The organism is Butyricimonas sp. BSD2780061689_150309_C8 (assembly GCF_015560935.1).
GTDB classification, from domain to species: domain Bacteria; phylum Bacteroidota; class Bacteroidia; order Bacteroidales; family Marinifilaceae; genus Butyricimonas; species Butyricimonas paravirosa.
On sequence record NZ_JADMSV010000021.1, the window covers coordinates 1 to 15988 of the forward strand.

The 15988-nt window shown below is 44.2% G+C and carries 14 protein-coding genes and 1 pseudogene; 7 read left to right on the forward strand and 8 right to left on the reverse strand.

The features are described 5' to 3' along the window. Window positions 1-468: DMT family transporter (locus I2I33_RS14585; RefSeq protein WP_229128314.1), on the forward strand; the 468-nt coding region annotated here is incomplete at its 5' end. Between the two features lie 131 nt (window positions 469-599). Here I2I33_RS14585 and I2I33_RS14590 read toward each other — a convergent pair. The 8 genes and pseudogenes from I2I33_RS14590 to I2I33_RS14625 form a co-directional block, all read right to left on the reverse strand. Then, window positions 600-890: an LPD11 domain-containing protein gene (locus I2I33_RS14590; protein WP_039848412.1), complete on the reverse strand. Its 291-nt coding sequence runs from the start codon at window positions 888-890 to the stop codon at window positions 600-602. 364 nt (window positions 891-1254) lie between these two features. Next, on the reverse strand, window positions 1255-1569 hold the full coding sequence (locus I2I33_RS14595; RefSeq protein ID WP_087420366.1) for a hypothetical protein: 315 nt from the start codon (window positions 1567-1569) through the stop codon (window positions 1255-1257). A gap of 502 nt (window positions 1570-2071) precedes the next feature. After that, on the reverse strand, window positions 2072-2590 hold the full coding sequence (locus I2I33_RS14600) for a hypothetical protein (RefSeq protein ID WP_087420367.1): 519 nt from the start codon (window positions 2588-2590) through the stop codon (window positions 2072-2074). A 370-nt stretch (window positions 2591-2960) separates the two neighbouring features. Continuing rightward, window positions 2961-3341, reverse strand: coding sequence for a single-stranded DNA-binding protein (locus I2I33_RS14605; protein WP_087420368.1), 381 nt, complete (start codon window positions 3339-3341; stop codon window positions 2961-2963). A gap of 800 nt (window positions 3342-4141) precedes the next feature. Continuing rightward, window positions 4142-4399, reverse strand: coding sequence for a hypothetical protein (locus I2I33_RS14610; RefSeq protein ID WP_087420369.1), 258 nt, complete (start codon window positions 4397-4399; stop codon window positions 4142-4144). 8 nt (window positions 4400-4407) lie between these two features. Next, on the reverse strand, window positions 4408-4701 hold the full coding sequence (locus I2I33_RS14615) for a hypothetical protein (protein WP_087420370.1): 294 nt from the start codon (window positions 4699-4701) through the stop codon (window positions 4408-4410). A 641-nt stretch (window positions 4702-5342) separates the two neighbouring features. Next, window positions 5343-5456, reverse strand: a pseudogene (locus tag I2I33_RS14620) (transposase); the annotation flags it as partial. A gap of 236 nt (window positions 5457-5692) precedes the next feature. Further along, window positions 5693-6235, reverse strand: coding sequence for an RNA polymerase sigma-70 factor (locus I2I33_RS14625; RefSeq protein WP_087420372.1), 543 nt, complete (start codon window positions 6233-6235; stop codon window positions 5693-5695). A 1492-nt stretch (window positions 6236-7727) separates the two neighbouring features. Here I2I33_RS14625 and I2I33_RS14630 point away from each other — a divergent pair. From I2I33_RS14630 to I2I33_RS20430, 6 genes are all read left to right on the forward strand, one after another. Then, window positions 7728-8927 carry a tyrosine-type recombinase/integrase gene (locus I2I33_RS14630; protein WP_087420373.1) on the forward strand — a complete coding sequence of 400 codons (1200 nt, stop codon included), beginning with the start codon at window positions 7728-7730 and terminating at the stop codon, window positions 8925-8927. 232 nt (window positions 8928-9159) lie between these two features. After that, window positions 9160-10440 (forward strand): DUF3575 domain-containing protein, encoded by a 1281-nt coding sequence (locus I2I33_RS14635; protein ID WP_087420374.1) that lies wholly within the window; start codon window positions 9160-9162, stop codon window positions 10438-10440. After that, window positions 10437-11480 carry a DUF5119 domain-containing protein gene (locus I2I33_RS14640; protein ID WP_087420375.1) on the forward strand — a complete coding sequence of 348 codons (1044 nt, stop codon included), beginning with the start codon at window positions 10437-10439 and terminating at the stop codon, window positions 11478-11480. Before I2I33_RS14635 ends, I2I33_RS14640 begins: the two co-directional genes overlap by 4 nt. 49 nt (window positions 11481-11529) lie before the next feature. Then, a complete protein-coding gene (locus I2I33_RS14645; RefSeq protein WP_087420376.1) occupies window positions 11530-12579 on the forward strand; it encodes a fimbrillin family protein in 1050 nt (349 codons plus the stop codon). 159 nt (window positions 12580-12738) lie between these two features. Then, on the forward strand, window positions 12739-14943 hold the full coding sequence (locus I2I33_RS14650; RefSeq protein ID WP_087420377.1) for a fimbrillin family protein: 2205 nt from the start codon (window positions 12739-12741) through the stop codon (window positions 14941-14943). A 756-nt stretch (window positions 14944-15699) separates the two neighbouring features. After that, entirely contained in the window at window positions 15700-15834 is a 135-nt protein-coding gene (locus I2I33_RS20430) for a hypothetical protein (RefSeq protein WP_255378864.1), read from the forward strand. The last annotated feature ends 154 nt before the right edge of the window (window positions 15835-15988 follow it).

Consider the following 15988-nt stretch of genomic DNA (forward strand, 5'->3'; position numbering starts at 1 on the left):
AACCGGGTCAATTTCGAGTGGATTTCAAGGACCAAGTTCTATTGGAAAAGAAGGGCCAAATTAGTGCGGATTTTCCACAAGCCGCTCTCATTGCACTACTCACCGGTTACGGTCATGAAATGGATGTTTCTTTTTTCGGCGTTGGCATTGACGCCGTTCTGCCTGCGGCATTTACAAGAGGTTCCGGTTTTCCATCGGGAAACATTCGACGGCATGGAGTTGTGCGCTCTCCTTTATCTGCTCACCGGAGCCACGTTCCTTTCGTTCCTGCTGATTCCGATGGCATTGAAATATATCCGTCCGACCACCGTCAGTATGTACAACTACGTGCAGCCTATCGTGGCCTCCGGGATAGCCGTCTCGATCGGGCAGGATACCTTTTCCTTGCAAAAATTGACGGCCGCCGTGCTGGTATTCGCCGGGGTCTGGTTGGTTACAAAGAGTAAGAAAAGGGAAATAATAAATTAGAAAAGGCAGGACTATAAAACAGGAAGATGGACCAATACCGTCAATTATTACAGCGATTGACTGTTGAAGTGGTTCGGGAAGGGCTGTGCTTACTCACATAACCCTTTGTTCCCGAATCACACTTTGACGTATTATTCTTTAACTATTATCATCTTTTTGCTATATTCTATAATTTCGTCCATCGTCAGCCATTCCGGTTTTTCGTCTTCACTGAAACTGTCATACAGTTTTATCATGAAATCAATTTGCCGTTCTTCGTTCCCTGCCCATAAGCATTTAGGATGTCTGTTCCCATAATTGAGGTAATATTCGCAATCCGATTGAAGCCGGGAAAGTAGCATATACCTGAACCGTGAATCGCGTTGCATAATGTCATCGTCTGTCATTCTTCCATTTGGGGTTGTTTGATGTACTGTACTCATAATCTCTGTCGTTTTTAAGTTGATTTTTCTTTTCCCTTTGGTACTATCCTGTACCGAAAGGTTGAGTATTTTTCTGCTTACAGGATTGGCGGCCGATACGGACAAGGAGGCTGCGGAAAATACGCTCGCCGACGCATTGGCGAGGAAGATTTTCCGGCAGCAAGCGCAGGCGGTCCTTGACCGGACGGACAGACGGCAATCGAAATTTGTAGAAAAAATAACGGGCTTTCGGGATAGGTACGGAGTAGATAAAGGCATAATAAAAAGGGATATAAGGAATTTATAAAACGGGAATCCACGCTAATAAAAAGGGATATGCACGGAAGAGAAACCGACCGAAGCCGGCTTCTCTACACTTCAACATTTAATCCGTCACATCAAAGAAATAACTTAGCTCGTCGTCTTTCAGGTTCTCCATCGCATATTGGTCGGCCTGTTCCCAAAGGGTATTGTAGAGTTCCGCAAACTCCGGTCTTTTCTCGTGGTATTGCCATATCTTATGGTTAAGCACCAATACCAGCTCGGTTAAAAACTCGTAATCTTCTTTCCACTCATTGAAAGCGCGATTGAAGGTGTCCTGAATAGCTGAAAGGCCAAATAGCTCTGCTATCGAAAAATCTTCCCAAAACGTTGTTTGTACTTCGTAACCGTTTTCTTTCATAAATTCTCTGAATGTCATAATGCTCAAATTTTAAGTTTGTTTTTTGTTTTTCCCTCTGATACTCTCTATCGAAAGGTTTTTGATTATTTTTCTGCCCACCAGATTGACGGGTAGCCCAGACAAGGAGGATACAGAAAATACGCTTCTCGATGTGTCGGGAAGGAAGATTTTCGGTAGCAAGCAAAGCGATCCTTGGCAGGACTGACAACCGGCAATCGAACTTGCAGAAAGAATAATCGGGCTTTCGGAATGGGAGTATAGGGAAAGCATGTGCAGGAAGAATAAAAAGGGAGAAAGCGAAGGTGCTATAAAAGGAACTCGGCTTCTTATGAAACGGGTGTTTTAGAAAACGCCCGAAAATAAAAGCGCAGATCGACTGGAAGGCCACGAACGGTTGAACGGGATTCGGCAAACGGATCAGTTTATAAAAGGATATGTCCGAAGATTTAATTCCAGCAGCCAAAATATAAATGCCGCAGCCTTCTTTTAAGAATGTACTGCGGCATTCGTTCTACGGCAATCAGTTGCTCTTATGCTTTCTCGTTTTCCAACCATAGACCTCTGCCACATACGGATAAAGGGAACGGGTTCTCTGTCGGAATCCAGATTCGTCGATTTCGCCGTTGTATATTTTTTCGGCTATACGTTCTGTGGTGTCCCTATCTTTGGCCACTCGGTACAATGCGTAATTAGTACCGTCATGATGTATCATGCGTCCGCAAATATTATAGCCGTCGCCGTACCATTCCGCTTCATCGCATTGGGATTGCAATATGCCGGCAATATTGTGCCCTACTATCTGATAGCCTCTTCGTGGGCCTCGCCAAGTACCTATAACGGCAAAGGCAATAATAACACCTTCGATTTCTCTGTTCAGGTTGCTTCGCTCGTCGTCCAACCAGTGATAGACTTCATCTGCCCACTCTTCATCGCTGACCTTGTAGGATTCGTCCTCCATAATTTCCCGCTGAAAATCTTGGTAATACACTCTTGCTGCGTCGTCCAGCCTGTCCTCGCTTGACCAAATCATCTGTTTCATACGTTCTGAATTTTAATGTTTGACTTTTTTCTCCCTTTTGTCGGTGGTTTCCACCTCGTCCGACGGGATTCGATTTTACGTGCAGAATACCAAGGCGGAAAGAAGAGAACAATGCAAGGAGGAAGCGGAAAGTCCCTGACGATTTTCATTCGGTTAACAAATATTGACGAGCTTGCGAGTTAATGGTTGTTAACTGAAAATGAAACAGCGCCTTGCAGGTTCGCTTCCGCCTTAACTTTGCACAGTAAAATCAATGCTCGGCGGAAAGTGGGTGCAAAGTATGGACTATATAAAAGTGCGGTTTGGAACATGACGGTAACGAGCAAAACAAAAGCGGCTTCCGAGCCGCTTTGTTCAGGTAAGGCTGGAGTTATTTCTTGCCTTTTTTCGTTTTCTTTGCCGGCTCCGCAGGAGTTTCTTCTTTCTCTACGGCTGGATAGAACCTGACGGCAACCGTCACGATGCGGTTGTGTGACACACCGTCTTTGTCGGTCCACTCTTCGGGTTTGAAATAGCCCTCTACGGTAAGCAGCGTACCTTTGGTCAGTTGGTCGAACGACCCGGCATTTTCGTTCTTGCGCCACGCTTCAATATTCATGAGGGCGGATACACGTTCGCTTTCCTCGCCGTTCTTTTCCTGACGGGCTACTGCCAGCGGGAAACGTGCGACACTTGTGTTGGTGAACTGACGAATTTCAGCGTCCTTTGCTACGAATCCGGTGATTGCGAATTTGTTCTCGATCTTTTTCATTGCGATTGCTTTTTGAAGTTAATAAATCAGTTTTACGGTGCATAAAAAGTAGATGCAGTAAAGGGGGGCACCAAGGATAGTGCAGAAATACTCTTTATTTTGGGGTATAATCCCAAACCGCAGGCTCGATAAAGGAAGATTTGTGCGACTACGCCATTGGTCAAGCCCGATCCGGGCGAACCCGTCTGCATACTAACTTTGCAACGAAAAACGATATGGCGACTTCAAACAAAGCGGTCGCGAAAAAGTCGAGGCAAAACAAATCGCAGCGGATTTGTGGGCATAAGGCCTTATCCGTCCACCAAACTAAAGCTATGGCACGTTTCTGGCAGGAAACCGAAAAGAACATCAGGCAGGGAAAACATAGCGTCCGCTTTCAGTGAAGGTGGCATTGAACGATATGCCGTTAAACCAACCATACGTTGCGTAGAGTAGAGGGCTATCAAAAGGAGTTCCGACAAAAGGGGTGTAAACCGTATCGGTGGGGTTGCCTCTGTCCGAGCCAAGTAAGAAGTCAGGAAGAAAAGGCAAAGGGAAAATGACAGCAAGAAGTCTGCCTTGCCAGCAAAGTGGAGAAACGGTCTTGAGCGAATGGACGTCCTCTATAAAAGGATTATGACTGGCCAAAAGAGAATATAAAAGGCTATTCCGGCGAAAGCGGAAATTGTAGCAGAATGATGGCTGCAATGCAGACGATTCAGGATAAAAAAGGGGTTCGCGTCAGTGAGAGGCTGTTTCTTATCTTTATGACAAAATGGGCTGAAACCGAATATTGCAGTTCAGCCCATCACGTTGAAAATTCAGAACCGGGCTATCATAATGCGATGCTCAAAGACTTTATCCATATCGCTCGGTTGTCGCTGACATACCCATAGATGATGTGCCCCATAGCCGTATGTGAAATATTTGTCTATGGGGACAGCTTTCCACAGGAGTTCGATATTGGAACGCAATTCTTTTTCGTCGATTGAAAAGAGAATCGTGTTGATAAGTAGGAAATAGAGTTCTGTTACTTCCTCGCAATAGGTGCAAAAAGCATGTTCGATTGTTACCTCCATAATTTTGTTTAATTTGATTGTATTGTTTCGGGAACATTAGTTATTATAGAGTTTCCACTCTGGTCGAAAATTTCGATTGTCGGTTGCCCATTATTTTCTTCGGGAGACAGGTATTCCGAAGTGTCAGGTAATGACTGCCAGCTTTCGTGACAGAGACGGCTGTCGGTAATACCCAATATATCTTCACCTTTCCATGAGCGGACAATAGCGACGGCTTCTTCGTAGCTGTTTGCTTCTACAGTGAAAGTGTCTCGTTCCCAACTTGTAACCTTGCAGTCTTGATAGAAATTAAATTTTTCCATATTGTTTGTTAATGGATTGGTTCTACAATATTTTCTAATTCTGTCAATTATAAATAATCACTTCATCTCGATATTCCACGACTTCCTTACCGCTACCTTGCAGACAAGAGAGACATGACAAGTACCTTTGTGACACAATTCACATCAGGTAGCCCGAAAGGGGTATGCGGAATAATGGAGGAAGTAAGAAGAAAGCTAAAACAGGGAAAGGTAAAAGCAAGGATATACCGCCAAAGTTCATAGCCCAAACAACGACTGGTGAAAAGAGACAGAGCTAGAAGGACAAAGTGATGTCTCCTTTAACAATTTTGCTGATCAAAAGAAAAACAGGTATGGCTTTGGGAGCTTATAAAAGCCGTTTAGTTTAGAACTTGAATAGATATACAAAAAACAGACTAAACTTTTTTATATTTGCAGTGTGCTTTGAATATCATCGTATGATGAGAACGGGATTGTTTTTCTTTCCGAGGGACAAAAAAATTGGCCTAAAAAACATCGAGGGACAGACCTTATATTTGCTCTTTTGGCTACATTACTGCTCTTGGACAGCAAATTTTTGTCCCCAGTTTGTCCCCCGAAGCATTTTATAAAAAATATAACATATTAAATATCAACTTATTATAAGTCAAGATACGACAAAACATTTTCTGTTTCAAGGGAGCAAAAGCACCATCCTTACCCAACAAAGGCTCACCTGCTTTCAGCTACTTTATTGTCTTGTTCTTGATACTTTCGAAATCAAATTCTTCTTTCATAAAAACTGCATTAGCAAAATTAATATTTTATTCTTTGCTGACACAGTTTAATTTACATCCTCCTTCAATGATATTTTTACACATACCAAACTTTACAGAAACAAAATCCTCGCTATTTATCACATTGAAATCTCTCTTTTTTTGTTAGTCTTCAAAGTCTTTCCAAGCCATTTTATTTACGATTTGTATACCCTAAACTTATTTTTGAAATAACAGAGAATCGATCTACAAATCTTTCAAAAAAGATCACATTCCCCCAATATGAACACGAAAACATAGTACAATTCTTTCAACTCTTCCTTCAACGTTTTCATCGCATTATATTTCAATGTTTTTACCGTGTTCACAGAGATTCCCATCTCTTGGGCGACCTCCACATTACTCCTTCCTTGCAACACGTATTTCATTATTTTTGAACTTTGAGGAGGAAGTCTCTCGATTGATGCATGAAGCAAGGCGATAGTCTCTTCTTCAATCACAACTTCTTTAAAAATAACATCTTGCTTTTCCAAGATTTCCATAATAAAAGAAGTATTATTTTTATAATTCCGAAGGTAATTTAAACTAGAATTACGTACAGAAGTATATAGATAAGCTTTCATGGATTGAATATTCTTTCCCGTTTCTTTCATGCTCCACAAATTTAAGAAAGCTTCTTGAACGATATCTTTACTTTGCTCTTCGTCATTCAAGTAATGATCCGCAAGAGCGCATAATCTTGGATATAGTTCATAAAACAACGATTCAAAATGCTCAATTTCCCTTTCCTTGCACCCCATATTAAATAGTTATTTGTTCAAAAAATATTCATGACTAAAATATTAGTTTATCTTTCTATTTCCAAACAAAAAATCTCGATTTCATATTTTTTCATTACATCCCAATAATTCATTATTCTTACTTGTTAGTAACACGTCCCTCCTTTGTCGTCACAAATACACACACTCTCTCGTCCAATCGTGTTTCACTTTTTTCATATACTACCTCACAAGATATGCACACCAACCTTTTGCTACAAACATATACTTGTTTATCTTCGTTTCCATTATACCCCTCCCCACGTGTTCGATATCCTAACTGACAATTCTCTTGTTCAAAAAAGAAATCCAACCAGTATAGACCCTTGAAAATTTTGTTTTTAACAACGAAGGAAAAACGGTTGAGCATAATAGGCCAGTTTTCTCACTACCCACGAGCTTGATAAAGTATATATCTTGAAAAAGACAACACCCTATCTTCTGACACGGGTCAACACCATTTACACATACATATAAATGATGTTCCCGTGTCATCTTTGGATAGCACAAACGACCACACTTGTCTGGTAGTAGAGTCCTCTCAAATAATCTAAACTAAACGATTCTATTAAAAACATTTACCAAGGCGTACGGGATCATTTCCTGCAATATTTTCATTTTATTTTCCACAGAAGAAAATATCATTTGATAGTGATTATAACTCTAAAAGTACATTTATCTCAATTAATTCATTTTAATATAAAATTCAAAAAAGACGTAATTGGTTTGTATTTTTTTCATTGAATATTTGTGAAGCACATACGGACACAGGGTCAAATTTACATTAGAAACACTAGGAAACCCAAAGGCCGGCGGATAGCTTTTTCAACTTTCAAACGAATAAAGAACAATTTTCAAAATGGAAACGTATAAGTAATGATTGTAATTTGATGGCTACCGTGGGGATCATCTGAAATTTTGAATCGGAATTTGGTATCTTTACAAAATAATGATGCCCAGTGGCATTCTTTATAACAAACCGGTAGCAAGCTTTGTTGCTTTGAAAAAAATATCTAGATACATGACTGACAAGAATGAAGGTTAAAACACGGAGCGAGATATTCTAGATCGTAATCTCGCAAATTCTCAAAGATGAGCTTGATTATCGAGAAGTTACCAACGATCAATATATTATCCATATAGCGGGGTCTTTTCTGTCAACCAACCTGAAGGTTTGAAGATTCTTTCGTTAAGTAACCATGGAAAATTCAAGTAATTAAAAAAAGCAAATCGTTGGATGCGTGAGGTCACAAGGATATCTGCTAAGAGGTTCAAAAGGATAGATACAAATGTTGATTGTTGATAAAAAGTAAAGACAAACTTGATTTTTCAGAAGATATGGCTCCTGCAATGATGAACGTTATTGAAAAAAGAAAGGTCCCTAAAGGCCGTTAAAGATTTCTAAGTTATATGCTTAGAATCATCCAAATTTATAATGATTTAGACTATAATGCAAATGATAAAATGTAGATTTATGACAACAGTTAAAGTTAAGTTCCGTCCGTCAACAGTCATGGGGCGTCCAGGGAGAATTATTTACCTTGTAACTTGCCGTAGGGTCGTACGCCAGATTACAAGCGAGTGTAACGTACTCCCGGAGGAATGGGATGAGAGACAGTCGAAAGTGATACTCGTGCATACAGGACGCACTAACGTTATCCGTTCCGTCACACAAAGATTGCGGAATGATATAGCCCGGTTAAACGCCGTTATCGACGGGCTGGAAAGTCGGAAAACCAAGTTCACGGCGGATGACGTGGTGAGAAAGTTTCACGAGACAACAGCCAACCCGTCGTTTTTCCAGTTCATGAAAGAGGTCATCACGCAACTTAAACGCTTAGGTAAAGAACGGGGAGTTGAAACTTACACTGCCACGCTCAAGAGTTTCATGCGTTTTCGGAAAGACAACGACCTAATGATGAATGACATTGACTCGGACCTAATGATGGAATACGAGGCTTACCTAAAATCGCAGAACGTGTCCATGAACACGGTTTCTTTTTACAATCGCATACTCCGGGCGGTTTATAACCGGGCAGTAGAAAAAGAATTGACGGTACAACGCAGCCCTTTCAAGCACGTGTACACGGGGGTGAGTAAAACAATCAAGCGTGCCCTCCCTCTAAATGACATCAAGCGAATCAAGGAACAGAACCTATCCTTGAACCCCTCCATGGACTTCGCAAGGGATATGTTCATGCTCTCGTTTTACACGCGAGGGATGTCGTTCGTGGACATGGCGTACATGAAAAAAACGGACTTGCAGAACGGGATACTCTCTTATTGCCGGCGAAAGACGGGGCAGCGATTACACGTGAAATGGGAAAAATGCATGCAGGATATCCTCGATAAATATCCGGAAAACAACACTGGTTACTTGTTGCCCATCATCACGAAGGCCGGCAACGAACGCTCCCAGTACCGGAATGCACTGCGATTGATCAACAACAAGTTGAAGGAAATAGCGACATTGACCGACATCCAGATAAATCTTACAATGTACGTGAGCCGCCATTCATGGGCCAGTATAGCCAAAAGTCAAAATATCCCCTTGCCTGTCATCAGTGAGGGGATGGGGCATGATTCGGAAACCACCACGCGAATCTATCTTGCCTCCCTGGATACTTCCACGATAGACAAAGCCAACGGGTTGATCCTGGAAAAACTGTGGTAACCATATCAAGCAAAACGCACGATCTCTTGAGAAGAGAGAGATGAACGACCACAAAAGTATGAAAAACAAAAGAACGTAGAGAATATAAAATACAAAAAAATCTCTTTTTTTATAAATATACAACGTGTTTGTTGAGTAAATTCGAGGATTGTAAACTATTAACTCGCATATATTCAATGCATTTTATTTTCAAATCCATCTCTTCTCAAGAGAGGGATTAAAAAGATAAAAAATGCACACGAAAAGTTTAATAGTATCAGTATTCATACTGTTCGGATGCGTTTGTCAGTCGTTCGGGCAGGAGAACCGGAAGGAAGTTTGTGTAGTATTCCGTACCGGTAATGGAACATTGGACACGGCGTACAAGGATAATGCCGGGCGTCTGTCGGAAATAGTATCGTTCCTGGAGAATATTAAAAATGACGGGACACTCGATCTCGTCGAAGTCTCTTTCTGCGCCTCGGCTTCTCCCGAGGGTTCCGTCGCCATCAACCGCCGGCTGGCGGAAGAACGCCGCCGGGCTTTGGAAAATTACGTGCGCGGGCGTGTGTCGCTCCCGGACAGTATCGTTACCCGGCATGACGACGTGACCGCCTGGGAACACCTGGCTTGCCTGGTCGAGCAGTCGGACATGCCCCACAAGGAAGAGGCCGTGAACGTGCTGCGTAACGTCCCGGAATATACATACGACAGCAGGGGCGTTCTCGTGGACAGCAAGAAGAAACAGCTGATGGAGCTGCAGTACGGCCGCACCTGGCACTACATGCTGCAGCACTTCTTCCCGCGGGTCCGCAACGCCGGCGTCGTGTTCATCACCGTCCGGCAGAAACCCGTGATCCCCCAACAGGTGGAGAAAGATACCGTTGAACAAGTCATACAGCCCGTGGACACGATTGCAGTCGTTCAGGAAACGGACACGGTCGTGCCACAAGCGGAAGAAAAGAAGCCTTTCTACATGGCCGTCAAGACCAACATGCTTTACGACGTGCTGGCCGTTCCCAATATCGGGGTGGAATTTTACCTGGGAAAGAACTGGTCGGTAGCTGCCAACTGGATGTACGGCTGGTGGAAGTCCAACAGCAGGCACCGTTACTGGCGTGTCTACGGCGGTGATATTGCCGTGCGCAAATGGCTGGGTAAAAAAGCTGCCGAGAAACCGCTGACGGGACACCACCTGGGACTGTACGGGCAGGTATTCACTTATGACTTCGAGTGGGGCGGCAAGGGTTACATGGGTGGCAAGCCCGGCGGTACGCTCTGGGACAGCCCCAATTACGCCGTGGGCCTGGAATACGGCTACTCGCTGCCGGTAGCCCGGAGACTGAACATCGACTTCACCCTCGGCGTGGGTTACTGGGGCGGAAAATACTATACCTATACTCCTCTTGACGGGCACTACGCGTGGGAAGCCACCAAGAACCGGCACTGGTTCGGACCCACCAAGGCCGAAATCTCCCTTGTATGGTTACTCGGCCGGGGAAACACTAATAACAGGAAAGGAGGCATGAAATGAAAAGATACACGATGAAATATGTCCCCCTGCTGGCGGGGATGCTGACGGTCTTTTCCTCCTGCGAGCATAAAGACTTGTGTTTCGACCACGAGGAACACGCGCCGAAATCGGAAATACGCGTGAAGGCCGAATATGAAAAAGAATGGGAACTTACCTGCGGGGAAGGACCCGATTGGAAGAACCACTCCACGTGGAGCACCGTGTTCGGCATGGAATACGACATGTTGCGTCCCGGCATCCCGGACGGGTTACGCGTGCAGGCATATCACGCCGATGGTTCCAACAGCGTGCTGAACATCGCCCCCGAGGGCGAGATCGTGCGGCTACGCCCGGGAGAGCACTCCGTGCTACTGTATAACAACGACACGGAGTACATCGTGTTTGACGACATGAACTCGTTCGCCTCGGCGAAGGCCACGACCCGTGCCCGCACCCGCTCGTCATACATCGGGAATTCCTACCTGGCAGAAACCGACGAGAACACGGTGAACGAGCCTGACATGCTTTATGGCCATTACATAGAAAGCTACACGGCCGAACGCAAGACGGAACCGGACGAGTTGTCCGTTACCATGCACCCGCTGGTGTTCACCTACCTGGTACGCTACGAGTTCAGTCACGGGCTGAAATACGTGGCGCTGGCCCGCGGCGCGCTGGCCGGCATGGCCGGGGCGGTATGGCTGAACAGCGGGCGGACCGCGGAAGAGGCGGCTACCGTGTTGTATGACTGCACGGTGGAGGACTTCGGGGTGCAGGCACGTGTCCGTTCCTTCGGGATACCTGACTACCCGAACGCTCTTTACAAGGCACGTGCTTCTGAACGCAAGTACGCCCTGAACCTGGAAGTACGGTTGAGAAACGGTAAGATCAAGTCGTTCGACTTCGATGTGACCGACCAGGTGGCGGTACAACCCCGGGGTGGTGTCATCGTGGTGAGCGGTATCGAGATTCCCGATGAAGAAGGTATGGAAGGCGGTTCCGGTTTCGACGTGGACATAGAAGACTGGGGCGAGTACGAGGACATTGAACTCCCCCTTTAAGGATATAGAGTTATAGTTAACATTAGTGTTTCATAAAAACAGCAAAACGATGAAAAAAAGTTTTTTAATTGGAATTGCTGCCGCCGCTATGCTGGCAAGTTGCAGCAACGATGAGACTGTAGAAATGGCTCAATCGAAAGCCATAAGTTTTAGTGACGCATTTGTGAACAAGGGAACGCGTAGTATGGAGGACCCGAGTTTTACTAAACAAACTCTAGGCAGTTTTGCCGTGTACGGTTACAGTAACGACGAACGGATCTTTAACGGTGATGTAGTATCAAGTAATGATAATGGTCAGAGTTGGACATATGAATCAACGAAATATTGGTTTGAAGGGCATACTTACATCTTCGGCGCAATTGCTCCAGCTCCAGCGAACAACTCTGCGGTTGTCGTTAGTAATGTTAGCAAGTCTAGTGACAAAATTTGCATGACAGTAGATTTCACCAATGACGGTGAAACTGACTTGCTTTGTGCGCAACCGGTTTACAAACCGACTATCACTGCAGAGGAGGCGACCAATGCGCAGCCCGTTAATCTGACTTTCAATCACCAGCTTTCCAAAGTGAAATTCTCGTTCGTGAATAGTGTCGGTGGTGACTATAAGATTAAAGTTAAAAACGTAACTCTTAACGGTGCAAAACAGACAGGCAAACTTATCATTAATGCTGATGGCAATGCATGGAGCGACCAAGACAGTCCAAATCTCGATCTTTCTTTTGGTAATGCTGCTGTTGAAAGTGCTACTGCTGAAGAGTTTATCGAAAATGGTAAGGAGCTTGAAACTTACTACGAACGACTGATGATCCCGACACCTGCCAGTGAGAGTACTATATATTATGTGGGGTTCAGCGTTGAATTGTATGAAGGAGAAGGGACTACACCTATACAAACATACAATCATTCACAAGTTGCAATTAAGAATACTGAGCTGAAGCTTGGTTATTGCTATGACTTCAAGGCAGAATTGACGAAGGATAATATCCCTGAGGAGGGTCAGCTTATGCCTATCGTGTTCAGTGTTAATGAAATTGAAGAATGGAAGACTGAGGAGCAAAACCAAACTTTGCCTGGTTTCGAAGAATCCACAGGCAACTAATCCCGGTTTCCTGAAACCGGTTTAACATCATGTCTCTTCTCCGGGATATTCACCGGGGAGAGCGATATAATTAGGGTGTAAGGGGTTGAATGTTCCCCTTACACTCACGAATAGCCACGATAAAAGGCTTCCACTGCATAGTTGATAAAATCATAAAATATGAAAGCATACAAGAATCGGCACTTGACGACAAGCGGAATGACAGCACTGATTTCGTGCTTCCTGCTTTTTTCATGCAATAATGATGACCTTCTCGATAACGGTAACAACGGTCATACCGGGGAAAGTTGTGATTACATTTGTTTTGGCATGTCACCCGGGGAAAATGTACCGACGAGGGGAAATGCCGGTAATAACGGTAGCGGGTACACTTCCGACAGGTTTGTACTGCGCGCGGGAGACTCGGCAGACACGCTTTGCGTCCGCGCCGTTGTTTCCGACGGTATAGACGGTTCCGCTTTTGAAGGAGAAACACCGGTAACACGCTCCGCTCCCGTTAGCGAGCTCTCCACCTACGGCTCTTTCCACGTCCTCGCCTACTGGAAAAAGGGCGGCACGTTAGTCGAGGAACAATTTTACATGGATGAAGATGTCACGGAGCAAGGAAGCAATCTCTGGAGCAGTACAAACACGTACTACTGGCCGGGAACCGGACATACATTCCAATTTTACGCGTGGGCACCGGTTGACGCGGCAAACCTTACGACGCCATCGTCACCTACGGTCACGACACTCGAGTACACCGTTCCGGATGATGTAAGCGAGCAGAAAGATATCCTCGTGGCGACTACTGCTGAAACAGCAGGAAACTACAATAGCACGCTTCCGCTTTCTTTCCGGCATATCTGCACGGCCGTGAAATTCACGACTGGTAGCCAGATGCAACCCGGTACGATCAAGAACGTGGCATTAAAAGGTGTGCGAAACAGCGGCACCTACGACATGGCAACCGATAGCTGGACTCTGGATGCGGCAACCGGTGATTTTTCCCAGTCTTTGGAAAAAATCATGAGCGGGAGCGAAACATCGGGAAGCGAGATCACGACAGAAGAGGGTACATTCATGATGTTGCCGCAGACCTTACCGGCAAACGCCATGATTGAAGTGGTATTCAACGACGGTACAACGGGTACAGAACGCACGTTCACCGCCCCTGTCGCCGCTACGGAATGGCCGCAAGGCAAGACCGTGACGTACAGGCTTTCCATCTCGCCGGAATACAATATGTCTATAGACTGCGAAGATAAGGTGGATGCCCATTATGTCATCCAGGAGATACAGATTAAGGCAGATTGCGACTGGACGTTGGCTTCGGATGTTGAGTGGCTGACATTTACGGACTATTCGTATGACACCAGTAACCCGGCAAATCGCCCGTTGGGACTGAACGGATATTGGATAAGGTCGGAACGTGGAACGCAGACTTTCTCGGGAAGCGGTGATAAAACATTGTACGCGTATTACGATGAGAATGCAGGAGAGAATAACAGAGAGGCGAAACTGACATTGTCTTATGCCGGAAATGGCAGATCTGCCGACGGCAATACAAAAACCATCACACAATACTGCCCTGCATGGAGTGGAGATGCAGGATATGAACGCTTTGAGGAGGATGACAACACTTATCCTTTCGGGTTTGCGTGGGACAGAAATGTGACATTTACGGCAAGACCTGCATTGTCAATTGGACAGGGTAATTTTTTTACTCAACTATTCGGCGCATATGTTTTTGACTATATAGCGGATGATATAATAACGGAGTATTCTGCGAGTGATTATATTACTGTAACACATACTACGAGGGATATTTTTTTTGTAACTTGGATAACTTCAACATCAGTAACTATTGATTACTCTAAAATAAATTCAATTGAGAGTGGTCAAATAAGTAATTCCGATGGCTTGTCAAATACCAGGTATTTATATAATGTAAACAGTGCCGGACAGGTCTCGACTATCGAGAATCGTCTTAGGGATAACGCTGTAGGTAATTTTACTGAAACAGTAACGAAGGATACGTATGGAGATACTCCAATCGACCAATTTGCCGTTCGGATGATTGCTAAGAAAAACGAATTTCAAAAAAGGCAACGAACATCTGATGATGGTAGTATAACATATTGGGAAGCGTATATAGAATCCGATAACATTCATTGGTACCTCCCGGCAAGCATAGAACAAAACGCTTTAAGTAATGGTTTGGTAGAAGGTGTCGATACCCCGTTGGAAGGCACATATTGGAGTTCCACCGCTACAAGTGACAATGTAAATTCGCAGGCCTATATGTACGATGCAAATGGAAATCTTACACCGGCACACCGAATGGATACACACAAAATCCGCGCCGTACGTAAGAAACCATAAGATGTTTACTTACACGTCAGACAGGAAAACAACGGACTCCCTTTTTTCTAATGTTTAAAAGGGAGTCCGTTATTTTTAGGGGTTACCACGTGAAACCTTACCGACTATCCTTTGGATCAAGAAAAATTGATAGTTAATACAAACCTGTAATTAAGATATAGATACTGTGTTAATTACGTCAAATAATTCTTTATATAACATTCTATAAAAGGATTCCGTGTGCTTTAGGATCCCGTTTATTGAACGAGATCAAAAGTCGATTATCTCGTTGACAAATCATACCTTTTTGATAGGGATATTCATCAAATTTCCAAAAAAGCCAACTAATTCATTGCAAATCAGTTGGCTTTTTTGTATCTTCAGATAGAACCCGGTAAAACAGGTTTGAACGCCAAAACCGGGATAATCTAATCCCGATACATATGGTTAAAAGTACAAAAAATCTCGGAATTACAACCTTTTTTAGGTTTCACGGAGTTCAATCTATATCAAGATTACAAGTCGAGTTTTTAGGTCGGTTACATTCTATTTCCCCTTTTAAATCTTTTTGTCGCTCGCCAGGTTTAAGCTCGAGTCGTCGAGGCCGTCATGCTTACTTTTTCCCGGAAGGCAAGGTGGCCTTGATGTTGTTAAAAGCTTACACTGGTTTCTCGGATGCCACCTTGATAGAGCATCTTAACGGTAACATCCATTTCCAAATTTTCTGTGGTGTTTATATACATCCCTGCCGTTCCTTGACGAATTACAAGATCGTTAGTGCCATCCCGTTACCTGGATAAATTGCACGTGATGATGACGGATGCCACGTGTTACGAGAGTTATTCAGGTTATCTCACGAGCGTGAAATTATTGTGGGAGAGCGTGGTTACAGTCTCGCTTGTCAGCTTTTAGCAAGGATTTCGGCCAGCGTTGTCCCCACAACAAGTTCAAGGACGTGAGCAAGCGTTACCTGTGCTACAGAAAGAAACGGAAAAGGAAACAGTCAAGACACGGATGATGAAACGAGGCTTGCTCCGGTTGCAGGAAAACAAGTCGGTCAAATGGA

Bases quoted from the DNA above. Each gene is read 5' to 3' on its own strand.
- I2I33_RS14590 (WP_039848412.1), bottom strand. From the start codon at position 890: ATGAGTACAGTACATCAAACAACCCCAAATGGAAGAATGACAGACGAT.
- I2I33_RS14595 (WP_087420366.1), bottom strand. From the start codon at position 1,569: ATGACATTCAGAGAATTTATGAAAGAAAACGGTTACGAAGTACAAACA.
- I2I33_RS14600 (WP_087420367.1), bottom strand. From the start codon at position 2,590: ATGAAACAGATGATTTGGTCAAGCGAGGACAGGCTGGACGACGCAGCA.
- I2I33_RS14605 (WP_087420368.1), bottom strand. From the start codon at position 3,341: ATGAAAAAGATCGAGAACAAATTCGCAATCACCGGATTCGTAGCAAAG.
- I2I33_RS14610 (WP_087420369.1), bottom strand. From the start codon at position 4,399: ATGGAGGTAACAATCGAACATGCTTTTTGCACCTATTGCGAGGAAGTA.
- I2I33_RS14615 (WP_087420370.1), bottom strand. From the start codon at position 4,701: ATGGAAAAATTTAATTTCTATCAAGACTGCAAGGTTACAAGTTGGGAA.
- I2I33_RS14625 (WP_087420372.1), bottom strand. From the start codon at position 6,235: ATGGGGTGCAAGGAAAGGGAAATTGAGCATTTTGAATCGTTGTTTTAT.
- I2I33_RS14630 (WP_087420373.1), top strand. From the start codon at position 7,728: ATGACAACAGTTAAAGTTAAGTTCCGTCCGTCAACAGTCATGGGGCGT.
- I2I33_RS14635 (WP_087420374.1), top strand. From the start codon at position 9,160: ATGCACACGAAAAGTTTAATAGTATCAGTATTCATACTGTTCGGATGC.
- I2I33_RS14640 (WP_087420375.1), top strand. From the start codon at position 10,437: ATGAAAAGATACACGATGAAATATGTCCCCCTGCTGGCGGGGATGCTG.
- I2I33_RS14645 (WP_087420376.1), top strand. From the start codon at position 11,530: ATGAAAAAAAGTTTTTTAATTGGAATTGCTGCCGCCGCTATGCTGGCA.
- I2I33_RS14650 (WP_087420377.1), top strand. From the start codon at position 12,739: ATGAAAGCATACAAGAATCGGCACTTGACGACAAGCGGAATGACAGCA.